Origin of the sequence: Escherichia sp. WS1118, assembly GCF_046487695.1 — a bacterium.
GTDB classification, from domain to species: domain Bacteria; phylum Pseudomonadota; class Gammaproteobacteria; order Enterobacterales; family Enterobacteriaceae; genus Escherichia; species Escherichia coli.
Genome location: NZ_JBJQIZ010000005.1, coordinates 274,833 through 291,704 on the forward strand (window position 1 = coordinate 274,833; position 16,872 = coordinate 291,704).

The following is a 16,872-nucleotide window of genomic DNA, read 5'->3' on the forward strand; positions in this document are numbered from 1 at the left end:
GAAGTGGTGACGGCGACCTCACATTGTGGCAGTCTTTGCAGCACGAAAATGGAAGGATAATGAGGACAAAATGATGACTATCGTTCGTATCGATGCTGAAGCCCGCTGGTCTGATGTAGTGATCCACAACAACACGCTCTACTACACTGGTGTACCGGAAAACCTCGACGCCGATGCTTTTGACCAAACCGCCAACACGCTGGCGCAGATTGACGCCGTGCTGAAAAAACAGGGCAGCAATAAATCGAGCATTCTGGATGCCACCATTTTCCTGGCTGATAAAAACGACTTCGCGGCGATGAATAAAGCGTGGGATGCCTGGGTTGTCGCGGGTCATGCGCCGGTGCGCTGCACGGTACAAGCGGGTTTGATGAACCCGAAGTATAAAGTTGAAATTAAGATTGTGGCTGCGGTGTAAGCTTTATCGAAGCAAAATAAGTCAGACGATAATTTATCGATAATACTGGTCGGTTTTACATAAATCGACCAGAGATTAAGATATTACTGTTGATGCTCCTGCTAATTCATTATTTATTTTTATAATTTCAATTTTAGCTATAAAACTAACTATATAAATAAACATAACAATGCCGTTGTGTTCGCCCTTCGATTAGCGTCTCTGGTTTTCTTTCTTAGCTGAACAATTTGGTTATAGCGTGAGAACTGACCGTTAATTTTCTCCCTCTTACTGGATAACACACCATGAGCTGCTACCTTTAAAACACCTGAATGTCAACAGGTTAACTCGTGCCATATCGTTATAATCCCTTTGATATTAGATGCAAATTAAGGTCATATATAGCCTTATCGATAACATGGTTAATTTTAAGGATAAGAATATGCCTGCTGTAATAGATAAAGCCCTGGATTTCATTGTTGCCATGGATGTATCAGCACCAACACCAAGTTCGATGAATGAAAGTACGGCGAAGGGAATCTTTAAATATTTAAAAGAACTGGGAGTACCCGCGAGTGCCGCTGATATTACGACGCGAGCTGACCTGGAAGGCTGGAACCCGGGGTTCACGGAAAAAATGGTTGGATGGGCAAAAAAAATGGAGTCTGGTGAACGCATTGTGATTAAAAATCCTGAATACTTTTCAACATATATGCAGGAAGAACTAAAAGCACTGGTCTAAGTTAAATTTACATCAGCATAAATGGGTCAGGACGCTTTTAATCACATATGAAAAGCGTCCTTTTTCTCACAATCAAATAACCATCGGCTTCTATAACGAAAGCGATACGGATAAGTGTGTTACTCGTCTTCATCCTCAAAACGCGCCACGATTCGCTCGCCGGAATGGTTGGCACGCAGCTCTTCTGCCACCAGCGCGATTGCCTGGCCGCTGCTCATCCCTTGAGCCATCAGTTCCTGGATCCGCTCGACAGCTTTTTGCTGCTGTTCATGGGTGAGTGAAGGTAAACCTGCAAACATTGTTAACTCCTGCTAAATTGTTGGCGCTAATTATTTCATGCTACCCGGCACATAGCCAGTAGAGTCAGGACTGATGAAGACGTTATCTCCCGCTGTGATTACTTTACCCTGGCGTCAGGACGCCGCTGAATTTTATTTCTCACGCTTAAGCCACCTGCCGTGGGCGATGCTTTTACACTCCGGCTATGCCGATCATCCATATAGCCGCTTTGATATTGTGGTCGCCGAGCCGATTTGCACTTTAACCACTTTCGGTAAAGAAACCGTTGTTAGTGAAAGCGAAAAACGCACAACGACCACTGATGACCCGCTACAGGTGCTCCAGCAGGTGCTGGATCGCGCAGACATTCGCCCAGCGCATAACGAAGATTTGCCATTTCAGGGCGGCGCGCTGGGGTTGTTTGGCTACGATCTGGGCCGCCGTTTTGAGTCACTGCCAGAAATTGCGCAGCAAGATATCGTTCTGCCGGATATGGCAGTGGGTATCTACGACTGGGCGCTGGTTGTCGACCACCAGCGTCAAACAGTTTCTTTGCTGAGTCATAATGATGTCAATGCCCGTCGGGCCTGGCTGGAAAGCCAGCAATTCTCGCCGCAGGAAGATTTCACGCTCACTTCCGACTGGCAATCCAATATGACCCGCGAGCAGTACGGCGAAAAATTTCGCCAGGTACAGGAATATCTGCACAGCGGTGATTGCTATCAGGTGAATCTCGCCCAGCGTTTTCATGCGACCTATTCTGGCGATGAATGGCAGGCATTCCTTCAGCTTAATCAGGCCAACCGCGCGCCGTTTAGCGCTTTTTTACGCCTTGAGCAGGGCGCGATTTTAAGCCTTTCACCAGAGCGGTTTATCCTTTGTGATAATAGTGAAATCCAGACCCGCCCGATTAAAGGCACGCTACCACGCCTGCCCGATCCTCAGGAAGATAGCAAACAAGCAGAGAAACTGGCGAACTCAGCGAAAGATCGTGCCGAAAATCTGATGATTGTCGATTTAATGCGTAATGATATCGGTCGTGTTGCCGTAGCAGGTTCGGTAAAAGTACCAGAGCTCTTCGTGGTGGAACCCTTCCCTGCCGTGCATCATCTGGTCAGCACCATAACGGCGCAACTACCAGAACAGTTACACGCCAGCGATCTGCTGCGCGCGGCTTTTCCTGGTGGCTCAATAACCGGGGCACCGAAAGTACGGGCTATGGAAATTATCGACGAACTGGAACCGCACCGACGCAATGCCTGGTGCGGCAGCATTGGCTATTTGAGCTTTTGCGGCAACATGGACACCAGCATTACTATCCGCACGCTGACTGCCATTAACGGACAAATTTACTGCTCTGCGGGCGGTGGAATTGTCGCCGATAGCCAGGAAGAAGCGGAATATCAGGAAACTTTTGATAAAGTTAATAAGATATTACGCCAACTGGAGAAGTAAGACGTGGAATACCGTAGCCTGACGCTTGATGATTTTTTATCGCGCTTTCAACTTTTGCGCCCGCAAATTAACCGGGAAACCCTAAATCATCGTCAGGCTGCCGTGTTAATCCCCATCGTCCGTCGACCGCAACCGGGGTTGTTGCTGACTCAGCGTTCGATTCATCTGCGTAAACACGCTGGACAAGTGGCATTCCCTGGAGGCGCAGTCGATGACACGGACGCATCAGTTATCGCCGCTGCGCTGCGCGAAGCTGAAGAAGAGGTCGCTATACCGCCTTCCGCCGTTGAGGTTATCGGCGTGCTGCCGCCCGTCGATAGCGTCACTGGCTATCAGGTAACCCCAGTGGTCGGTATTATCCCGCCCGATCTGCCGTATCGCGCCAGTGAAGATGAAGTCTCCGCCGTCTTTGAAATGCCGCTCGCCCAGGCATTACATCTGGGTCGTTATCATCCTTTAGATATCTACCGCCGTGGCGATTCACATCGGGTATGGCTGTCCTGGTACGAACAGTATTTTGTATGGGGAATGACCGCAGGCATAATTCGTGAGCTGGCGCTGCAAATTGGTGTGAAACCCTGACTATACTTATCTTTACATCTACAAAACACTACTTGAGACAATCATCGCAATATTAGTTAAATCGCGGTTTTTGATTAGTTTAATTCATGTGAATAGTTAAGCCAGTCGCCGCGTTCCCTCTTACACTATGCGCTGTTATTAGTTCGTTACTGGAAGTCCAGTCACCTTGTCAGGAGTATTATCGTGATTAGTCTATTCGACATGTTTAAGGTGGGGATTGGTCCCTCATCTTCCCATACCGTAGGGCCTATGAAGGCGGGTAAACAGTTCGTCGATGATCTGGTCGAAAAAGGCTTACTGGATAGCGTTACTCGCGTTGCCGTGGACGTTTATGGTTCACTGTCGCTGACGGGTAAAGGCCACCACACCGATATCGCCATTATTATGGGTCTTGCAGGTAACGAACCTGCCACCGTGGATATCGACAGTATTCCCGGTTTTATTCGCGACGTAGAAGAGCGCGAACGTCTGCTGCTGGCACAGGGACGGCATGAAGTGGATTTCCCGCGCGACAACGGGATGCGTTTTCATAACGGTAACCTGCCGCTGCATGAAAACGGTATGCAAATCCACGCCTATAACGGCGATGAAGTCGTCTACAGCAAAACTTATTATTCCATCGGCGGCGGTTTTATCGTCGATGAAGAACACTTTGGTCAGGATGCTGCCAACGAAGTGAGCGTGCCGTATCCGTTCAAATCTGCCACCGAACTGCTCGCGTACTGTAATGAAACCGGCTTTTCGCTGTCTGGTCTCGCTATGCAAAACGAACTGGCGCTGCACAGCAAGAAAGAGATCGACGAGTATTTCGCGCATGTCTGGCAAACCATGCAGGCATGTATCGATCGCGGGATGAATACCGAAGGCGTACTGCCAGGCCCGTTGCGCGTGCCACGTCGTGCGTCGGCCCTGCGCCGGATGCTGGTTTCCAGCGATAAACTGTCTAACGATCCGATGAATGTCATTGACTGGGTAAACATGTTTGCGCTGGCAGTTAACGAAGAAAACGCCGCCGGTGGCCGTGTGGTAACTGCGCCAACTAACGGTGCCTGCGGTATCGTTCCGGCAGTGCTGGCTTACTATGACCACTTTATTGAATCAGTTAGCCCAGACATCTATACCCGTTACTTTATGGCAGCGGGCACGATTGGTGCACTGTATAAAATGAACGCGTCTATTTCCGGTGCGGAAGTCGGTTGCCAGGGCGAAGTAGGTGTTGCCTGTTCAATGGCTGCTGCGGGCCTTGCCGAGCTGTTGGGCGGTAGCCCGGAACAGGTTTGTGTGGCAGCGGAAATTGGCATGGAACACAACCTCGGTCTGACCTGCGACCCCGTTGCAGGGCAAGTTCAGGTGCCGTGCATTGAACGTAATGCCATTGCCTCTGTGAAGGCGATTAACGCCGCACGGATGGCTCTGCGCCGCACCAGTGCACCGCGCGTCTCGCTGGATAAGGTCATCGAAACGATGTACGAAACCGGTAAGGACATGAACGCTAAATACCGCGAAACCTCACGCGGTGGTCTGGCAATCAAAGTCCAGTGTGACTAATACTTCCTACTCGCCCATCTGCAACGGATGGGCGAATTTATTCCCGCTTCCTCGTCTGCTGTAATTTTCCCCACTACACTTCCACTGTTGCGTCAGGCGTTTGTCGCCATACGCTTACAGGGTGGCCCGCATGCAAAAAGCACAACGGATCATTAAAACCTATCGCCGTAATCGAATGATTGTTTGTACGATTTGCGCACTCGTTACGCTCGCTTCGACCCTGAGCGTGCGATTTATTTCACAGCGTAACTTAAATCAACAACGGGTAGTACAATTCGCCAATCACGCTGTAGAGGAATTAGATAAAGTACTGCTTCCCCTACAGGCAGGTAGCGAAGTCTTGCTTCCGCTGATTGGTCTGCCCTGCTCTGTCGCCCATTTGCCATTACGTAAACAGGCTGCAAAACTCCAAACTGTGCGATCCATTGGCCTGGTGCAAGACGGCACACTTTATTGCTCCAGCATTTTTGGTTATCGCAATGTGCCCGTCGTGGACATTCTGGCTGAACTTCCTGCATCGCAACCACTTTTACGACTGACGACCGACCGTGCCCTGATAAAAGGCAGTCCGGTTTTGATTCAATGGACGCCTGCAGCGGGCAGTAGCAATGCTGGGGTCATGGAGATGATTAACATCGACTTACTGACGGCAATGCTCCTTGAACCACAACTGCCGCAAATCAGTAGCGCCAGCCTGACGGTGGACAGTCGGCATTTGCTCTATGGTAATGGGCTGGTAGATTCCCTTCCGCAACCTGAAAACAATGAAAACTATCAGGTTTCTTCGCAACGCTTTCCTTTTACCATTAACGTTAATGGCCCAGGGGCTACGGCGCTGGCATGGCACTATCTTCCAACACAATTACCGCTGGCGGTGCTGCTAAGTTTACTGGTGGGCTACATCGCCTGGCTGGCGACCGCTTACCGAATGAGCTTTTCCCGCGAGATCAATCTGGGCCTGGCGCAACATGAGTTCGAATTGTTCTGTCAGCCTTTGCTTAATGCGCGCAGCCAGCAATGTATTGGTGTAGAGATTTTGCTGCGCTGGAACAATCCACGTCAGGGCTGGATTTCACCGGATGTGTTTATTCCTATCGCGGAAGAACATCATTTAATTGTGCCACTAACCCGCTATGTGATGGCCGAAACCATTCGTCAGCGCCATGTTTTCCCAATGAGTAGTCAGTTTCATGTTGGCATTAACGTCGCACCCAGCCATTTTCGCCGTGGTGTGCTGATAAAAGATCTCAATCAGTACTGGTTTAGCGCTCACCCGATTCAGCAACTGATCCTCGAAATCACCGAACGCGATGCCTTACTGGATGTTGATTACCGGATTGCCCGCGAGCTGCATCGTAAAAACGTCAAACTGGCGATTGATGACTTCGGCACCGGCAACAGTTCATTTTCCTGGCTTGAAACATTACGTCCTGACGTTCTGAAAATTGATAAGTCATTTACCGCAGCTATAGGTTCTGATGCGGTTAACTCGACGGTGACCGATATCATCATCGCACTGGGGCAAAGACTGAATATTGAACTGGTGGCGGAGGGCGTAGAAACGCAAGAACAGGCGAAGTATTTGCGCAGTCATGGCGTGCATATTTTGCAAGGGTATTTGTACGCACAGCCGATGCCGCTACGTGATTTTCCCAAATGGCTGGCGGGCAGCCAACCGCCGCCCGCCCGGCATAATGGACATATCACACCCATTATGCCGTTACGTTAACGCTTACTCATCTTCATCGTGCGCCGGTTGCTCTTTAACAATGCGAACCAGATCAACACGATAATCATTGGCTTCAATGATGGTGATATGCAGTGGCCCTACATCAATCACATCGCCCACACGGGGAATGTGACCATTTGCCGAGATCACGAGGCCCGCGACCGTCGCGATATCATCGTCATCGGCAAGGTGCTCAACATCAAGCGCCTGCTGCAAGGCATGCAAATCTGTACCGCCTTTTACCAGCCAGCCGTCACCGTCGGTAATGATTTCCGGCGTTTCGTCAGCGTCCGGGAATTCACCCGCAATGGCTTCCAGCACATCCAGCGGCGTGACCAGACCTTGTACCACACCAAACTCGTTGGTCACGATAACAAAGCTCCCGCGAGCACGACGCAGCACGCCCAGCAGGTTGATCGGATCGAGGGTTTCCGGGACGATAATCGCCGGAGACGCCGAAGCAATCGCCGCCACATCAACGCCCTCTTCCAGCGCCACCAGCAGTTCTTTAGCACGTACGATGCCGATAATTTCATCCAGTTCACCGCGACATACCGGGAACAAACTGTGCGGTGAGGAGAGCAGCTGCTCGCGGATTTCATCGACCCCGAGATTAGCATCAACCCAGCTTATTTCACCGCGCGGCGTCATGATCCCGCGCAGAGAACGCGACGCCAGCGTCAGTACGCCGTTAATCATGTAACGTTCTTCTTCGGCAAACGCACCTTCCGGGATCGGCATCGGCATCGGGTTATCGGCATCGTGCTGAACATTGGCCTGACGTTTCCCGCCCATCAAACGCAGGATGGCATCGGCAGTACGCGCTCGCAGCGGCAAAGTCGACTGGTGACGAATAAAGTTGCGACGCGCAATCTGGTTAAACACTTCGATGATGATCGAGAAGCCAATCGCGGCATACAGGTAACCTTTCGGAATGTGGAAACCGAAACCTTCTGCCACCAGACTCAGACCAATCATTAACAGGAAGCTCAGACAGAGCACCACCACCGTGGGGTGCTGGTTAACGAATCGCGTCAGCGGTTTTGATGCCAGCAGCATAACTGCCATCGCAATCACTACCGCCGCCATCATCACCGGCAAATGGTTAACCATCCCTACTGCAGTAATTACCGCATCCAACGAGAAGACGGCGTCAAGGATGACAATCTGTGTGACGACCACCCAGAAACTGGCGTAGCCTTTACCGTGGCCGGAATCATGATCGCGGTTTTCCAGCCGTTCATGCAGTTCGGTTGTTGCTTTGAACAGCAAGAATATGCCCCCGAACAACATAATCAGGTCGCGTCCGGAGAAGGAGAAATCCATGACGGTAAATAGCGGTTTGGTCAGCGTGACCATCCATGAAATCAGCGACAGCAGCCCCAGACGCATAATCAGCGCCAGTGATAATCCCAGCAAACGCGCTTTATCGCGTTGTTTTGGCGGCAGTTTGTCAGCAAGAATGGCGATGAAGACCAGGTTATCGATACCCAGCACAATTTCGAGAACAACAAGCGTGAGTAGCCCCGCCCAAATCGAGGGGTCCATTAAGAATTCCATGACAAGCTCCTGCTTAAGGAATAGCTATTCGACGCCAGAAATAATGCAGGCGTAACGACAAAATGCAAACGAAAGGTGCGGCATAAAGTGCCAGAAAGGCAGGCGTTAAAAGGCCTGATGCTGAAATGACGTCGGTGACGATCCATACTGCGGGCTACTGCCCTATACTCCATGGTTGTTAAACAGGAGTTAAACATATCAGAGACGCCTCTGATTTGGCAAAGATTTACCTTCCTTTGCAAACGAATGTGACAAGGATATTTTACCTTTCGAAATTTCTGCTAATCGAAAGTTAAATTACGGATCTTCATCACATAAAATAATTTTTTCGATATCTAAAATAAATCGCGAAACGCAGGGGGTTTTTGGTTGTAGCCCTTATCTGAATCGATTCGATTGTGGACGACGATTCAAAAACACATCTGGCACGTTGAGGTGTTAACGATAATAAAGGAGGTAGCAAGTGACCATTGCTATTGTTATAGGCACACATGGTTGGGCTGCAGAGCAGTTGCTTAAAACGGCAGAAATGCTGTTAGGCGAGCAGGAAAACGTCGGCTGGATCGATTTCGTTCCAGGTGAAAATGCCGAAACGCTGATTGAAAAGTACAACGCTCAGTTGGCAAAACTCGACACCACTAAAGGCGTGCTGTTTCTCGTTGATACATGGGGAGGCAGCCCATTCAATGCTGCCAGCCGCATTGTCGTCGACAAAGAGCATTATGAAGTCATTGCAGGCGTTAACATTCCAATGCTCGTGGAAACGTTAATGGCCCGAGATGATGACCCTAGCTTTGATGAACTGGTGGCACTGGCAGTAGAAACAGGCCGTGAAGGCGTGAAAGCACTGAAAGCCAAACCGATTGAAAAAGCCGCGCCAGCACCCGCTGCCGCAGCACCCAAAGTGGCTCCAACTCCGGCAAAACCAATGGGACCGAACGACTACATGGTTATTGGCCTTGCGCGTATCGACGACCGTCTGATTCACGGTCAGGTCGCCACCCGCTGGACCAAAGAAACCAATGTCTCCCGTATTATTGTTGTTAGTGATGAAGTGGCTGCGGATACCGTTCGTAAGACACTGCTCACCCAGGTTGCACCTCCGGGCGTAACAGCACACGTAGTTGATGTTGCCAAAATGATTCGCGTCTACAACAACCCGAAATATGCTGGCGAACGCGTAATGCTGTTATTTACCAACCCAACAGATGTAGAGCGTCTCGTTGAAGGCGGCGTGAAAATCACCTCTGTTAACGTAGGTGGTATGGCATTCCGTCAGGGTAAAACCCAGGTGAATAACGCGGTTTCGGTTGATGAAAAAGATATCGAGGCGTTCAAGAAACTGAATGCGCGCGGTATTGAGCTGGAAGTCCGTAAGGTTTCCACCGATCCGAAACTGAAAATGATGGATCTGATCAGCAAAATCGATAAGTAACGTATTGTGTTGATTATCATTCAGTTTTCACACTTTAGTCTTACGTAAACAGGAGAAGTACAATGGAGATTACCACTCTTCAAATTGTGCTGGTATTTATCGTAGCCTGTATCGCAGGTATGGGATCAATCCTCGATGAATTTCAGTTTCACCGTCCGCTAATCGCGTGTACCCTGGTGGGTATCGTTCTTGGGGATATGAAAACCGGTATTATTATCGGTGGTACGCTGGAAATGATCGCGCTGGGCTGGATGAACATCGGTGCTGCCGTTGCGCCTGACGCCGCCCTGGCTTCTATCATTTCTACCATTCTGGTTATCGCAGGTCATCAGAGCATTGGTGCAGGTATCGCACTGGCAATCCCTCTGGCCGCTGCAGGCCAGGTACTGACCATCATCGTTCGTACTATTACCGTTGCTTTCCAGCACGCTGCGGATAAGGCAGCTGATAACGGCAACCTGACAGCAATTTCCTGGATCCACGTTTCTTCTCTGTTCCTGCAAGCAATGCGTGTGGCTATTCCGGCCGTCATCGTTGCGCTGTCTGTTGGTACCAGCGAAGTACAGAACATGCTGAATGCGATTCCGGAAGTGGTGACCAATGGTCTGAATATCGCCGGTGGCATGATCGTGGTGGTTGGTTATGCGATGGTTATCAACATGATGCGTGCTGGCTACCTGATGCCGTTCTTCTACCTCGGCTTCGTAACCGCAGCATTCACCAACTTTAACCTGGTTGCTCTGGGTGTGATTGGTACTGTTATGGCAGTGCTCTACATCCAACTTAGCCCGAAATACAACCGCGTAGCCGGTGCGCCTGCTCAGGCTGCTGGTAACAACGATCTCGATAACGAACTGGACTAACAGGTGAGCGAAATGGTTGATACAACTCAAACTACCACCGAGAAAAAACTCACTCAAAGTGATATTCGTGGCGTCTTCCTGCGTTCTAACCTCTTTCAGGGTTCATGGAACTTCGAACGTATGCAGGCACTGGGTTTCTGCTTCTCTATGGTACCGGCAATTCGTCGCCTCTACCCTGAGAACAACGAAGCTCGTAAACAGGCTATTCGCCGTCACCTGGAGTTCTTTAACACCCAGCCATTCGTGGCTGCGCCGATTCTCGGCGTAACCCTGGCACTGGAAGAACAGCGTGCTAATGGCGCAGAGATCGATGACGGTGCTATCAACGGCATCAAAGTCGGTTTGATGGGGCCGCTGGCTGGTGTAGGCGACCCGATCTTCTGGGGAACGGTACGTCCGGTATTTGCAGCGCTGGGGGCTGGTATCGCGATGAGCGGCAGCCTGTTAGGTCCGCTGCTGTTCTTCATCCTGTTTAACCTGGTGCGTCTGGCAACCCGTTACTACGGCGTAGCGTATGGTTACTCCAAAGGTATCGATATCGTTAAAGATATGGGTGGTGGCTTCCTGCAAAAACTGACGGAAGGGGCGTCTATCCTCGGCCTGTTTGTCATGGGGGCGTTGGTTAATAAGTGGACACATGTCAACATCCCACTGGTGGTCTCTCGCATTACTGACCAGACGGGCAAAGAACACGTTACCACTGTCCAGACTATTCTGGACCAGTTAATGCCGGGCCTGGTACCACTGCTGCTGACCTTTGCTTGTATGTGGCTGTTGCGCAAAAAAGTTAACCCGCTGTGGATCATCGTTGGCTTCTTCGTCATCGGTATCGCTGGTTACGCTTGCGGCCTGCTGGGACTGTAAGACTGTTGTACACTACCGGGGCCTTTTGGCCCCGTTTTTTTATCTGGAGGATTAATGACAATCACGGACCTGGTACTGATTCTTTTCATCGCCGCACTTCTGGCCTTCGCGATCTACGATCAGTTCATCATGCCCCGCCGTAACGGCCCCACCCTGCTGGCAATTCCTTTGCTCCGGCGTGGTCGCATCGATAGTGTTATCTTCGTCGGATTGATTGTCATTCTTATCTATAACAACGTCACGAATCATGGCGCGCTAATAACAACATGGTTATTAAGTGCACTGGCTCTGATGGGTTTTTATATATTCTGGATCCGCGTTCCGAAGATCATCTTTAAACAAAAAGGTTTTTTCTTCGCCAATGTCTGGATTGAATATAGCCGAATCAAAGCGATGAACTTGTCGGAAGATGGCGTGTTGGTGATGCAATTAGAACAGCGCCGGCTGTTAATCCGCGTTCGAAATATCGACGATTTGGAAAAAGTTTATAAGCTTCTCGTTTCAACTCAATAAGTTATGAATTTAGCCAAAGCTATGTTTAGTGTATTTTTAATAATCAGACATAGCTTAGGCTATATTACCTCTTCCCTTATTTGTTTTTTATTTTAACGTTTCATTGATATATAAATCTAAATGAAAATCGTTATCAATAAAGCAATAAAATAATATATTCCAACAGTTGTCTTATATTCTCAAAATATGTTAAGGTTGCGCCCTCATTTGGGGAGTAGCTGATTTCCAGATTCCGGAAATGTACGTGTCAACATACTCGTTGCAAAACGTGGCACGTACGGACTGAACACTTTCAGTCAGGCGAGACCATATGCACATCAATCGCTATGCCTGCATGAACGCGAAAACCATCGCGGCTTGTTGTTCATGTATGCATGTTTGCTGGGGGCGATGATGTGTTTTATGGATACCCCGGTCAGGACGTTGTCATGAATATCACTGCTACTGTTCTTCTTGCGTTTGGTATGTCGATGGATGCCTTTGCTGCATCAATCGGTAAAGGTGCCACCCTCCATAAACCGAAATTTTCTGAAGCATTGCGAACCGGCCTTATTTTTGGTGCCGTCGAAACCCTGACGCCGCTGATCGGCTGGGGAATGGGCATGTTAGCCAGCCGGTTTGTCCTTGAATGGAACCACTGGATTGCGTTTGTGCTGCTGATATTTCTCGGCGGGCGAATGATTATTGAGGGTTTTCGTGGCGCAGATGATGAAGATGAAGAACCGCGCCGTCGACACGGTTTCTGGTTACTGGTAACCACTGCGATTGCCACCAGCCTGGATGCCATGGCTGTGGGTGTTGGTCTTGCTTTCCTGCAGGTTAACATTATCGCGACCGCATTGGCCATTGGTTGTGCAACCTTGATTATGTCGACATTAGGGATGATGGTTGGTCGCTTTATCGGCTCAATTATTGGGAAAAAAGCGGAAATTCTCGGCGGGCTGGTACTGATCGGTATTGGCGTCCAGATCCTCTGGACGCACTTCCACGGTTAATAAGAACGCTGCCAGAGGTGAATATTAAAGTCCGTCTGGCAGTCGAACACTTCTTTTGCGGCCAGTGCTTGCCAGACTTCAGGCTTCGCACGCCAGGCAAACGGCGTCATCTGCAATAATGCGACGGCTTCATCACCGCGAAGACGCATCAGATAACACAACTCATCACTCTGCTGTAATGTAAAACCTTTCAGTTGTTCTGCATGAGGTGCATGAAGATGTACTTCATTGTAAATCAGCCCCTTCAGCTCCATTAAGTGTCTCGGTCCCGGCGTGGCAGTAATGACCCAACCGCCGGGCTTCACTACTCGCACTAATTCTTCTGCTTTACACGGCGCGTAAATACGTATTATGGCGTCCATACTGGTATCGGAAAACGGCAAACGGTGGCTGGAAGCGACACAAAAAGTGACCTGCGGATAGCGTTTCGCCGCCGCTTTTATCGCTACCTTCGAGACATCCAGGCCAAACGTGGTGATTTCGGGCAACGCATCAGCAAATGCGTGTGTGTAATACCCTTCACCACAGCCAATATCCAGCACCGCCGCGGCCTTTTCATCAAGCCGTTCCCGCAGTTGGCCGACAATTGCATCACGCAGCGGCTGATAATGTCCGGCATCTAAGAATGCGCGGCGTGCTTGCATCATTTCCGCGCTGTCGCCCGGATCACGAGACCGTTTATGCTGAACGGGCAGCAGATTGACATACCCTTCTTTCGCCATATCAAACTGATGTCGCTGGGGACAGATATAGCTGTTTTTTTCACGCGAAAGAGGCTGATGGCAAAGTGGACAGGAAAACGACATGACAACTCCGGTAGGATACTAAAGGCCGCAAGTGTAACGCGAATCATGCGGCGGGCAAATATCCGAACGACTGGAGCGAAGATAAAACAAAGTAAAAAGCCTCGCATTCGACGAGGCTTTATAGCGAGATTGAAGCGTATTCACACTTCAGATCAGTGGATTCGATCAGATAGCTGTTACGTTAACAGCTGCCGGACCTTTCTGACCGTCCTGAATTTCGAACTCAACGTTCTGACCTTCAGCCAGAGTTTTGAAACCATTACCCTGGATAGCGGAGAAGTGTACGAACACATCTTTGCTGCCATCAGCCGGAGTAATGAAGCCAAAACCTTTAGACTCGTTGAACCACTTAACCTGACCTTTAATCTTTGCCATTTGAAAAATTCCTTAGATTGTTTTCTTCGCCCGCAGGCATAACATAGATAAAACTGACACATTACTGCATGAGGCACCAATATAAGGCTCGGCAGAGAAGCGGTATTCAACGTCAACGTGTTTACTCAGGACTTCTTTACTGAAAATGCCACACATAAACAGAACTGTACCTCGTTTAACCCGAAATCTGTTATCACATACAACGTTAATTATGGCAAGCCATTTTTAAACATGTCTCGATCAGACGCACAAATCTCGATACGTCTTCCACTTTTTTTGCACACTTATGCAACGAAATACGCGCCGATATATCATTGTGCTTAACCTTGCCAGTTCAGGCAGATACTTAAACTGGCGTATTTTCTAACATAGTTCAATAAGTTCAGTTGTTCCAGGCCAGTGGGAGAAGTTATTACATAGTGCGTGCAATATCACATTTTTTGCTATGCAATGAATAAAAAGTTATATCACTTTTTCTCATAAAACAGTCAGTTAACGGCTATCAATTACCCTAAAGAGAAGTCAGTCCCCAAAGGGATTGTAAATTTAAAATAAGAAAAATTGATGAATGAGCAAAAAAATCAAGAGAGAAACGTTTCGCTAATAAATAATACCACACTTAATCACAAATCCGATGTAAACATCCTAATAAATTAATGAGGGAAATATCTTTTTCTGATATCCCGTTACGCAAATTAATAATATGATAATTATTTGAAGTCAGACCAGAGTTTTAATTTGAAGCAGCTGCACCATGACAGTGCGTATAATCAGCATGAATTGAGTAACCCTTCAACGACGGGGTTACTCAAGATTGAGGAAGGATTATCGTTCGGCGACCAGACGAATAATATCTTCGTCTTCAACCGATTTTTGACTCTCAACGGTCTTTTTATCTGCTTTCTCAGGTTCGTTTGCTTCGCACAAACGACGTAACAGTGCATTTTGACGTTTTTGCTGATCCAGCAACGCCTCAAGCAGTTCAATCTGTTCGTTAGTCCGTGAACTGGCACGATTGATAAAAAACCACAAGATGAGCCCGATAAGAAGAACCACCACCGATACAACCAAAGACGCAATGTTCATCACGCCTGAATTTACAACTTCGTTCATTTCACCACCTCTGAGTAGAGGCGCTATTCTACCACTGCTGGAGAGGAAGAAAATCTAGTGCTGAAAAAATGATATCACCACGGGATAAACTGGTTAATGGCACAAATTCCGCTGAAAAATTGTACATCCTGATCGCACATCATGTTGAATACCTGCGCCCAAAGCAGCAAGCAAGCCAACACCACGACAACCAGAGCGACCCATCGAAACTTTTTCACTCCAATCTCCGTTTCACCTACCTTATGTCATTAAACTAGCATGCGTTAGTTAAACAGCGCCTAACTATGTCGATATTCGTGCTTTTTCGGAATGAGTCGCTTGCTTCAGCGCATATTGCCGCTACGATTAAGCGAACATAAAAAGAGAAGAGGTTGTAATGCGATTCATCATTCGCACAGTTATGCTGATAGCGCTGGTATGGATAGGATTATTACTCAGCGGATATGGCGTTTTGATTGGAAGCAAAGAGAATGCCGCGGGATTAGGTTTACAATGTACCTATCTGACCGCCAGAGGCACCAGCACGGTACAATACCTGCACACTAAAAGTGGTTTTCTGGGGATAACAGATTGCCCGTTGTTACGTAAAAGCAATATTGTGGTCGATAATGGTTAAGGGTAATAAATAACCAGATTCTCACTCATGAGTAAAATATTCTTATCGCAAGTGCGTTTAATATAACGCCACCTTCAACTTTATTTTTCTCATGCTAAATAAAGAACCTGTCTGTTTGATATTCAGACAGGTTCTTACTCTCATCAGAACGGATAGTCGTGATAACCCATTTGGGCAGAAATTTTGCGCGCCGCGGTATGCAACATTGCGACATATTCCTGTAAACGCTCTTCAGAGAAACGCAACGTCGGGAAGGAGATGCTCAGACCGGCAATGACCACGCCAAAGCGATCAAATACCGGAACCGCAATGCAACGCAGTCCTTCTTCCTGCTCTTCATTATCTTCGCCATACCCCTGCTCGCGCACCTGGTCCAGAACGGGTAATAACGCTTCTGTACTGGTGATGGTCCGCTCGGTACTGCGTTTATACTCCACGCCCTCAAGAATTTGCATCACTTCATCGCGATCGCGCCATGCCAGCAGTACCTTACCAATCGCGGTGCTGTACAGCGGATTACGACGCCCAATCCGTGAATACATGCGCAAATTGTACATTGAGTCAATTTTGTGGATGTAAACAATACTGTCTTCGTCCAGTGCGCCGAGGTGGATAGTTTCTTTGGTCAGGCGGGAGATCTCACGCATCTGGATATCTGCGCTACGAATTAAATCGACGTTTTGCAACGCGCGAGCGCCCAGTTCAAACAATTTCAGGGTCAGCGAATATTTCTCCGACTCCCCTTCCTGCGCCACATAACCTAAGGTTTTCATGGTCTGTAAAAAGCGATAAACGGTGCTTTTTGACATCATGACGCGCTGCGACAACTCGGTTATCCCTATTTCGCGCTCTTCACCCAGCGCCTGCAAAATGCCAAAAACTTTTAGCACGGAAGATACAGAATCAGGCTGTTTATCCAGATCTGCGTTAGCCATTTATCACCTCATTGCGAGTGTTTTATAAAAATCAGAACTGTTTTTTATTATAATTTCGCACCAGG

21 protein-coding genes are annotated in these 16,872 nt (G+C 48.6%); 12 read left to right on the plus strand and 9 right to left on the minus strand.

Translation table 11 applies throughout. The annotated features are described in order from the left end of the window. Positions 1 to 73: 73 nt before the first annotated feature. A complete protein-coding gene (locus ACJHYO_RS11635; protein ID WP_033555403.1) occupies positions 74 to 418 on the plus strand; it encodes a RidA family protein in 345 nt (114 codons plus the stop codon). Positions 419 to 839: 421 nt separating this feature from the next. Then, a complete protein-coding gene (locus ACJHYO_RS11640) occupies positions 840 to 1,139 on the plus strand; it encodes a DUF1889 family protein (protein WP_410232472.1) in 300 nt (99 codons plus the stop codon). Positions 1,140 to 1,258: 119 nt separating this feature from the next. On the opposite strand, the gene ACJHYO_RS11645 is transcribed toward ACJHYO_RS11640, so the two are convergent. Beyond that, entirely contained in the window at positions 1,259 to 1,438 is a 180-nt protein-coding gene (locus ACJHYO_RS11645) for a YoaH family protein (RefSeq protein ID WP_000457334.1), read from the minus strand. 73 nt (positions 1,439 to 1,511) lie between these two features. Between ACJHYO_RS11645 and pabB the strand changes: the two genes are divergently transcribed. From pabB to ACJHYO_RS11665, 4 genes are all read left to right on the plus strand, one after another. Then, positions 1,512 to 2,873: an aminodeoxychorismate synthase component 1 gene (gene pabB, locus ACJHYO_RS11650; RefSeq protein WP_000855011.1), complete on the plus strand. Its 1,362-nt coding sequence runs from the start codon at positions 1,512 to 1,514 to the stop codon at positions 2,871 to 2,873. 3 nt (positions 2,874 to 2,876) lie between these two features. Continuing rightward, complete coding sequence (locus ACJHYO_RS11655; protein ID WP_000456725.1) at positions 2,877 to 3,455, plus strand: CoA pyrophosphatase; 579 nt, start codon at positions 2,877 to 2,879, stop codon at positions 3,453 to 3,455. Positions 3,456 to 3,638: 183 nt separating this feature from the next. Then, positions 3,639 to 5,003 (plus strand): L-serine ammonia-lyase, encoded by a 1,365-nt coding sequence (gene sdaA, locus ACJHYO_RS11660; protein ID WP_021580802.1) that lies wholly within the window; start codon positions 3,639 to 3,641, stop codon positions 5,001 to 5,003. A gap of 130 nt (positions 5,004 to 5,133) precedes the next feature. Continuing rightward, the gene (locus ACJHYO_RS11665) at positions 5,134 to 6,732 is read left to right on the plus strand and encodes an EAL domain-containing protein (RefSeq protein WP_085455373.1); all 1,599 of its coding nucleotides are present in this window, start codon (positions 5,134 to 5,136) and stop codon (positions 6,730 to 6,732) included. 3 nt (positions 6,733 to 6,735) lie between these two features. Here the strand turns inward: ACJHYO_RS11665 and yoaE are convergent, their stop codons facing one another. Together yoaE and ACJHYO_RS11675 are read right to left on the minus strand one after the other, a co-directional pair. After that, positions 6,736 to 8,292: a CNNM family cation transport protein YoaE gene (gene yoaE, locus ACJHYO_RS11670; protein ID WP_000394983.1), complete on the minus strand. Its 1,557-nt coding sequence runs from the start codon at positions 8,290 to 8,292 to the stop codon at positions 6,736 to 6,738. Continuing rightward, positions 8,280 to 8,438, minus strand: coding sequence for a protein YoaL (locus ACJHYO_RS11675; RefSeq protein ID WP_001327808.1), 159 nt, complete (start codon positions 8,436 to 8,438; stop codon positions 8,280 to 8,282). Before ACJHYO_RS11675 ends, yoaE begins: the two co-directional genes overlap by 13 nt. A gap of 317 nt (positions 8,439 to 8,755) precedes the next feature. Here ACJHYO_RS11675 and manX point away from each other — a divergent pair, with 317 nt between their 5' ends. The 5 genes from manX (at position 8,756) to mntP (ending at position 12,962) form a co-directional block, all read left to right on the plus strand. Continuing rightward, positions 8,756 to 9,727, plus strand: a complete 972-nt coding sequence (gene manX, locus ACJHYO_RS11680; RefSeq protein ID WP_000150538.1) for a PTS mannose transporter subunit IIAB — start codon at positions 8,756 to 8,758, stop codon at positions 9,725 to 9,727. Between the two features lie 62 nt (positions 9,728 to 9,789). Next, positions 9,790 to 10,590 (plus strand): PTS mannose transporter subunit IIC, encoded by an 801-nt coding sequence (gene manY, locus ACJHYO_RS11685; RefSeq protein WP_000406926.1) that lies wholly within the window; start codon positions 9,790 to 9,792, stop codon positions 10,588 to 10,590. Positions 10,591 to 10,602: 12 nt separating this feature from the next. Further along, positions 10,603 to 11,454 carry a PTS mannose transporter subunit IID gene (gene manZ / locus ACJHYO_RS11690; protein WP_000228655.1) on the plus strand — a complete coding sequence of 284 codons (852 nt, stop codon included), beginning with the start codon at positions 10,603 to 10,605 and terminating at the stop codon, positions 11,452 to 11,454. Between the two features lie 54 nt (positions 11,455 to 11,508). Further along, the gene (locus ACJHYO_RS11695) at positions 11,509 to 11,967 is read left to right on the plus strand and encodes a DUF986 family protein (protein WP_000156257.1); all 459 of its coding nucleotides are present in this window, start codon (positions 11,509 to 11,511) and stop codon (positions 11,965 to 11,967) included. Between the two features lie 428 nt (positions 11,968 to 12,395). Beyond that, the gene (gene mntP / locus ACJHYO_RS11700; RefSeq protein WP_001296134.1) at positions 12,396 to 12,962 is read left to right on the plus strand and encodes a manganese efflux pump MntP; all 567 of its coding nucleotides are present in this window, start codon (positions 12,396 to 12,398) and stop codon (positions 12,960 to 12,962) included. Here the strand turns inward: mntP and rlmA are convergent. The 5 genes from rlmA to mgrB all read right to left on the minus strand — a co-directional run bounded on the left by rlmA (position 12,959) and on the right by mgrB (position 15,474). Beyond that, on the minus strand, positions 12,959 to 13,768 hold the full coding sequence (gene rlmA / locus ACJHYO_RS11705) for a 23S rRNA (guanine(745)-N(1))-methyltransferase (protein ID WP_000010139.1): 810 nt from the start codon (positions 13,766 to 13,768) through the stop codon (positions 12,959 to 12,961). The genes mntP and rlmA overlap by 4 nt on opposite strands. A gap of 165 nt (positions 13,769 to 13,933) precedes the next feature. After that, positions 13,934 to 14,143, minus strand: a complete 210-nt coding sequence (gene cspE, locus ACJHYO_RS11710) for a transcription antiterminator/RNA stability regulator CspE (protein ID WP_001062678.1) — start codon at positions 14,141 to 14,143, stop codon at positions 13,934 to 13,936. Between the two features lie 12 nt (positions 14,144 to 14,155). Further along, positions 14,156 to 14,299 carry a DUF2627 domain-containing protein gene (locus ACJHYO_RS11715; protein ID WP_001295496.1) on the minus strand — a complete coding sequence of 48 codons (144 nt, stop codon included), beginning with the start codon at positions 14,297 to 14,299 and terminating at the stop codon, positions 14,156 to 14,158. Positions 14,300 to 14,968: 669 nt separating this feature from the next. Beyond that, positions 14,969 to 15,256, minus strand: a complete 288-nt coding sequence (locus ACJHYO_RS11720; RefSeq protein ID WP_001006866.1) for a YebO family protein — start codon at positions 15,254 to 15,256, stop codon at positions 14,969 to 14,971. 74 nt (positions 15,257 to 15,330) lie between these two features. Then, on the minus strand, positions 15,331 to 15,474 hold the full coding sequence (mgrB, locus tag ACJHYO_RS11725) for a PhoP/PhoQ regulator MgrB (protein WP_000714544.1): 144 nt from the start codon (positions 15,472 to 15,474) through the stop codon (positions 15,331 to 15,333). A gap of 158 nt (positions 15,475 to 15,632) precedes the next feature. Between mgrB and ACJHYO_RS11730 the strand changes: the two genes are divergently transcribed. Beyond that, positions 15,633 to 15,872, plus strand: coding sequence for a YobH family protein (locus ACJHYO_RS11730; protein WP_001211011.1), 240 nt, complete (start codon positions 15,633 to 15,635; stop codon positions 15,870 to 15,872). A gap of 143 nt (positions 15,873 to 16,015) precedes the next feature. Here the strand turns inward: ACJHYO_RS11730 and kdgR are convergent, their stop codons facing one another. Continuing rightward, the gene (gene kdgR / locus ACJHYO_RS11735; RefSeq protein WP_001262188.1) at positions 16,016 to 16,807 is read right to left on the minus strand and encodes a DNA-binding transcriptional regulator KdgR; all 792 of its coding nucleotides are present in this window, start codon (positions 16,805 to 16,807) and stop codon (positions 16,016 to 16,018) included. Between the last annotated feature and the right edge of the window lie 65 nt (positions 16,808 to 16,872).

Coding starts and splice junctions, on each gene's coding strand:
- yoaE (WP_000394983.1), bottom strand. CDS start 8,292: ATGGAATTCTTAATGGACCCCTCGATTTGGGCGGGGCTACTCACGCTT.
- ACJHYO_RS11720 (WP_001006866.1), bottom strand. CDS start 15,256: ATGAACGAAGTTGTAAATTCAGGCGTGATGAACATTGCGTCTTTGGTT.
- ACJHYO_RS11675 (WP_001327808.1), bottom strand. CDS start 8,438: ATGGATCGTCACCGACGTCATTTCAGCATCAGGCCTTTTAACGCCTGC.
- manZ (WP_000228655.1), top strand. CDS start 10,603: ATGGTTGATACAACTCAAACTACCACCGAGAAAAAACTCACTCAAAGT.
- rlmA (WP_000010139.1), bottom strand. CDS start 13,768: ATGTCGTTTTCCTGTCCACTTTGCCATCAGCCTCTTTCGCGTGAAAAA.
- ACJHYO_RS11635 (WP_033555403.1), top strand. CDS start 74: ATGACTATCGTTCGTATCGATGCTGAAGCCCGCTGGTCTGATGTAGTG.
- ACJHYO_RS11640 (WP_410232472.1), top strand. CDS start 840: ATGCCTGCTGTAATAGATAAAGCCCTGGATTTCATTGTTGCCATGGAT.
- kdgR (WP_001262188.1), bottom strand. CDS start 16,807: ATGGCTAACGCAGATCTGGATAAACAGCCTGATTCTGTATCTTCCGTG.
- ACJHYO_RS11665 (WP_085455373.1), top strand. CDS start 5,134: ATGCAAAAAGCACAACGGATCATTAAAACCTATCGCCGTAATCGAATG.
- ACJHYO_RS11695 (WP_000156257.1), top strand. CDS start 11,509: ATGACAATCACGGACCTGGTACTGATTCTTTTCATCGCCGCACTTCTG.
- ACJHYO_RS11730 (WP_001211011.1), top strand. CDS start 15,633: ATGCGATTCATCATTCGCACAGTTATGCTGATAGCGCTGGTATGGATA.
- ACJHYO_RS11645 (WP_000457334.1), bottom strand. CDS start 1,438: ATGTTTGCAGGTTTACCTTCACTCACCCATGAACAGCAGCAAAAAGCT.
- pabB (WP_000855011.1), top strand. CDS start 1,512: ATGAAGACGTTATCTCCCGCTGTGATTACTTTACCCTGGCGTCAGGAC.
- manY (WP_000406926.1), top strand. CDS start 9,790: ATGGAGATTACCACTCTTCAAATTGTGCTGGTATTTATCGTAGCCTGT.
- cspE (WP_001062678.1), bottom strand. CDS start 14,143: ATGGCAAAGATTAAAGGTCAGGTTAAGTGGTTCAACGAGTCTAAAGGT.
- mntP (WP_001296134.1), top strand. CDS start 12,396: ATGAATATCACTGCTACTGTTCTTCTTGCGTTTGGTATGTCGATGGAT.
- ACJHYO_RS11715 (WP_001295496.1), bottom strand. CDS start 14,299: ATGTGTGGCATTTTCAGTAAAGAAGTCCTGAGTAAACACGTTGACGTT.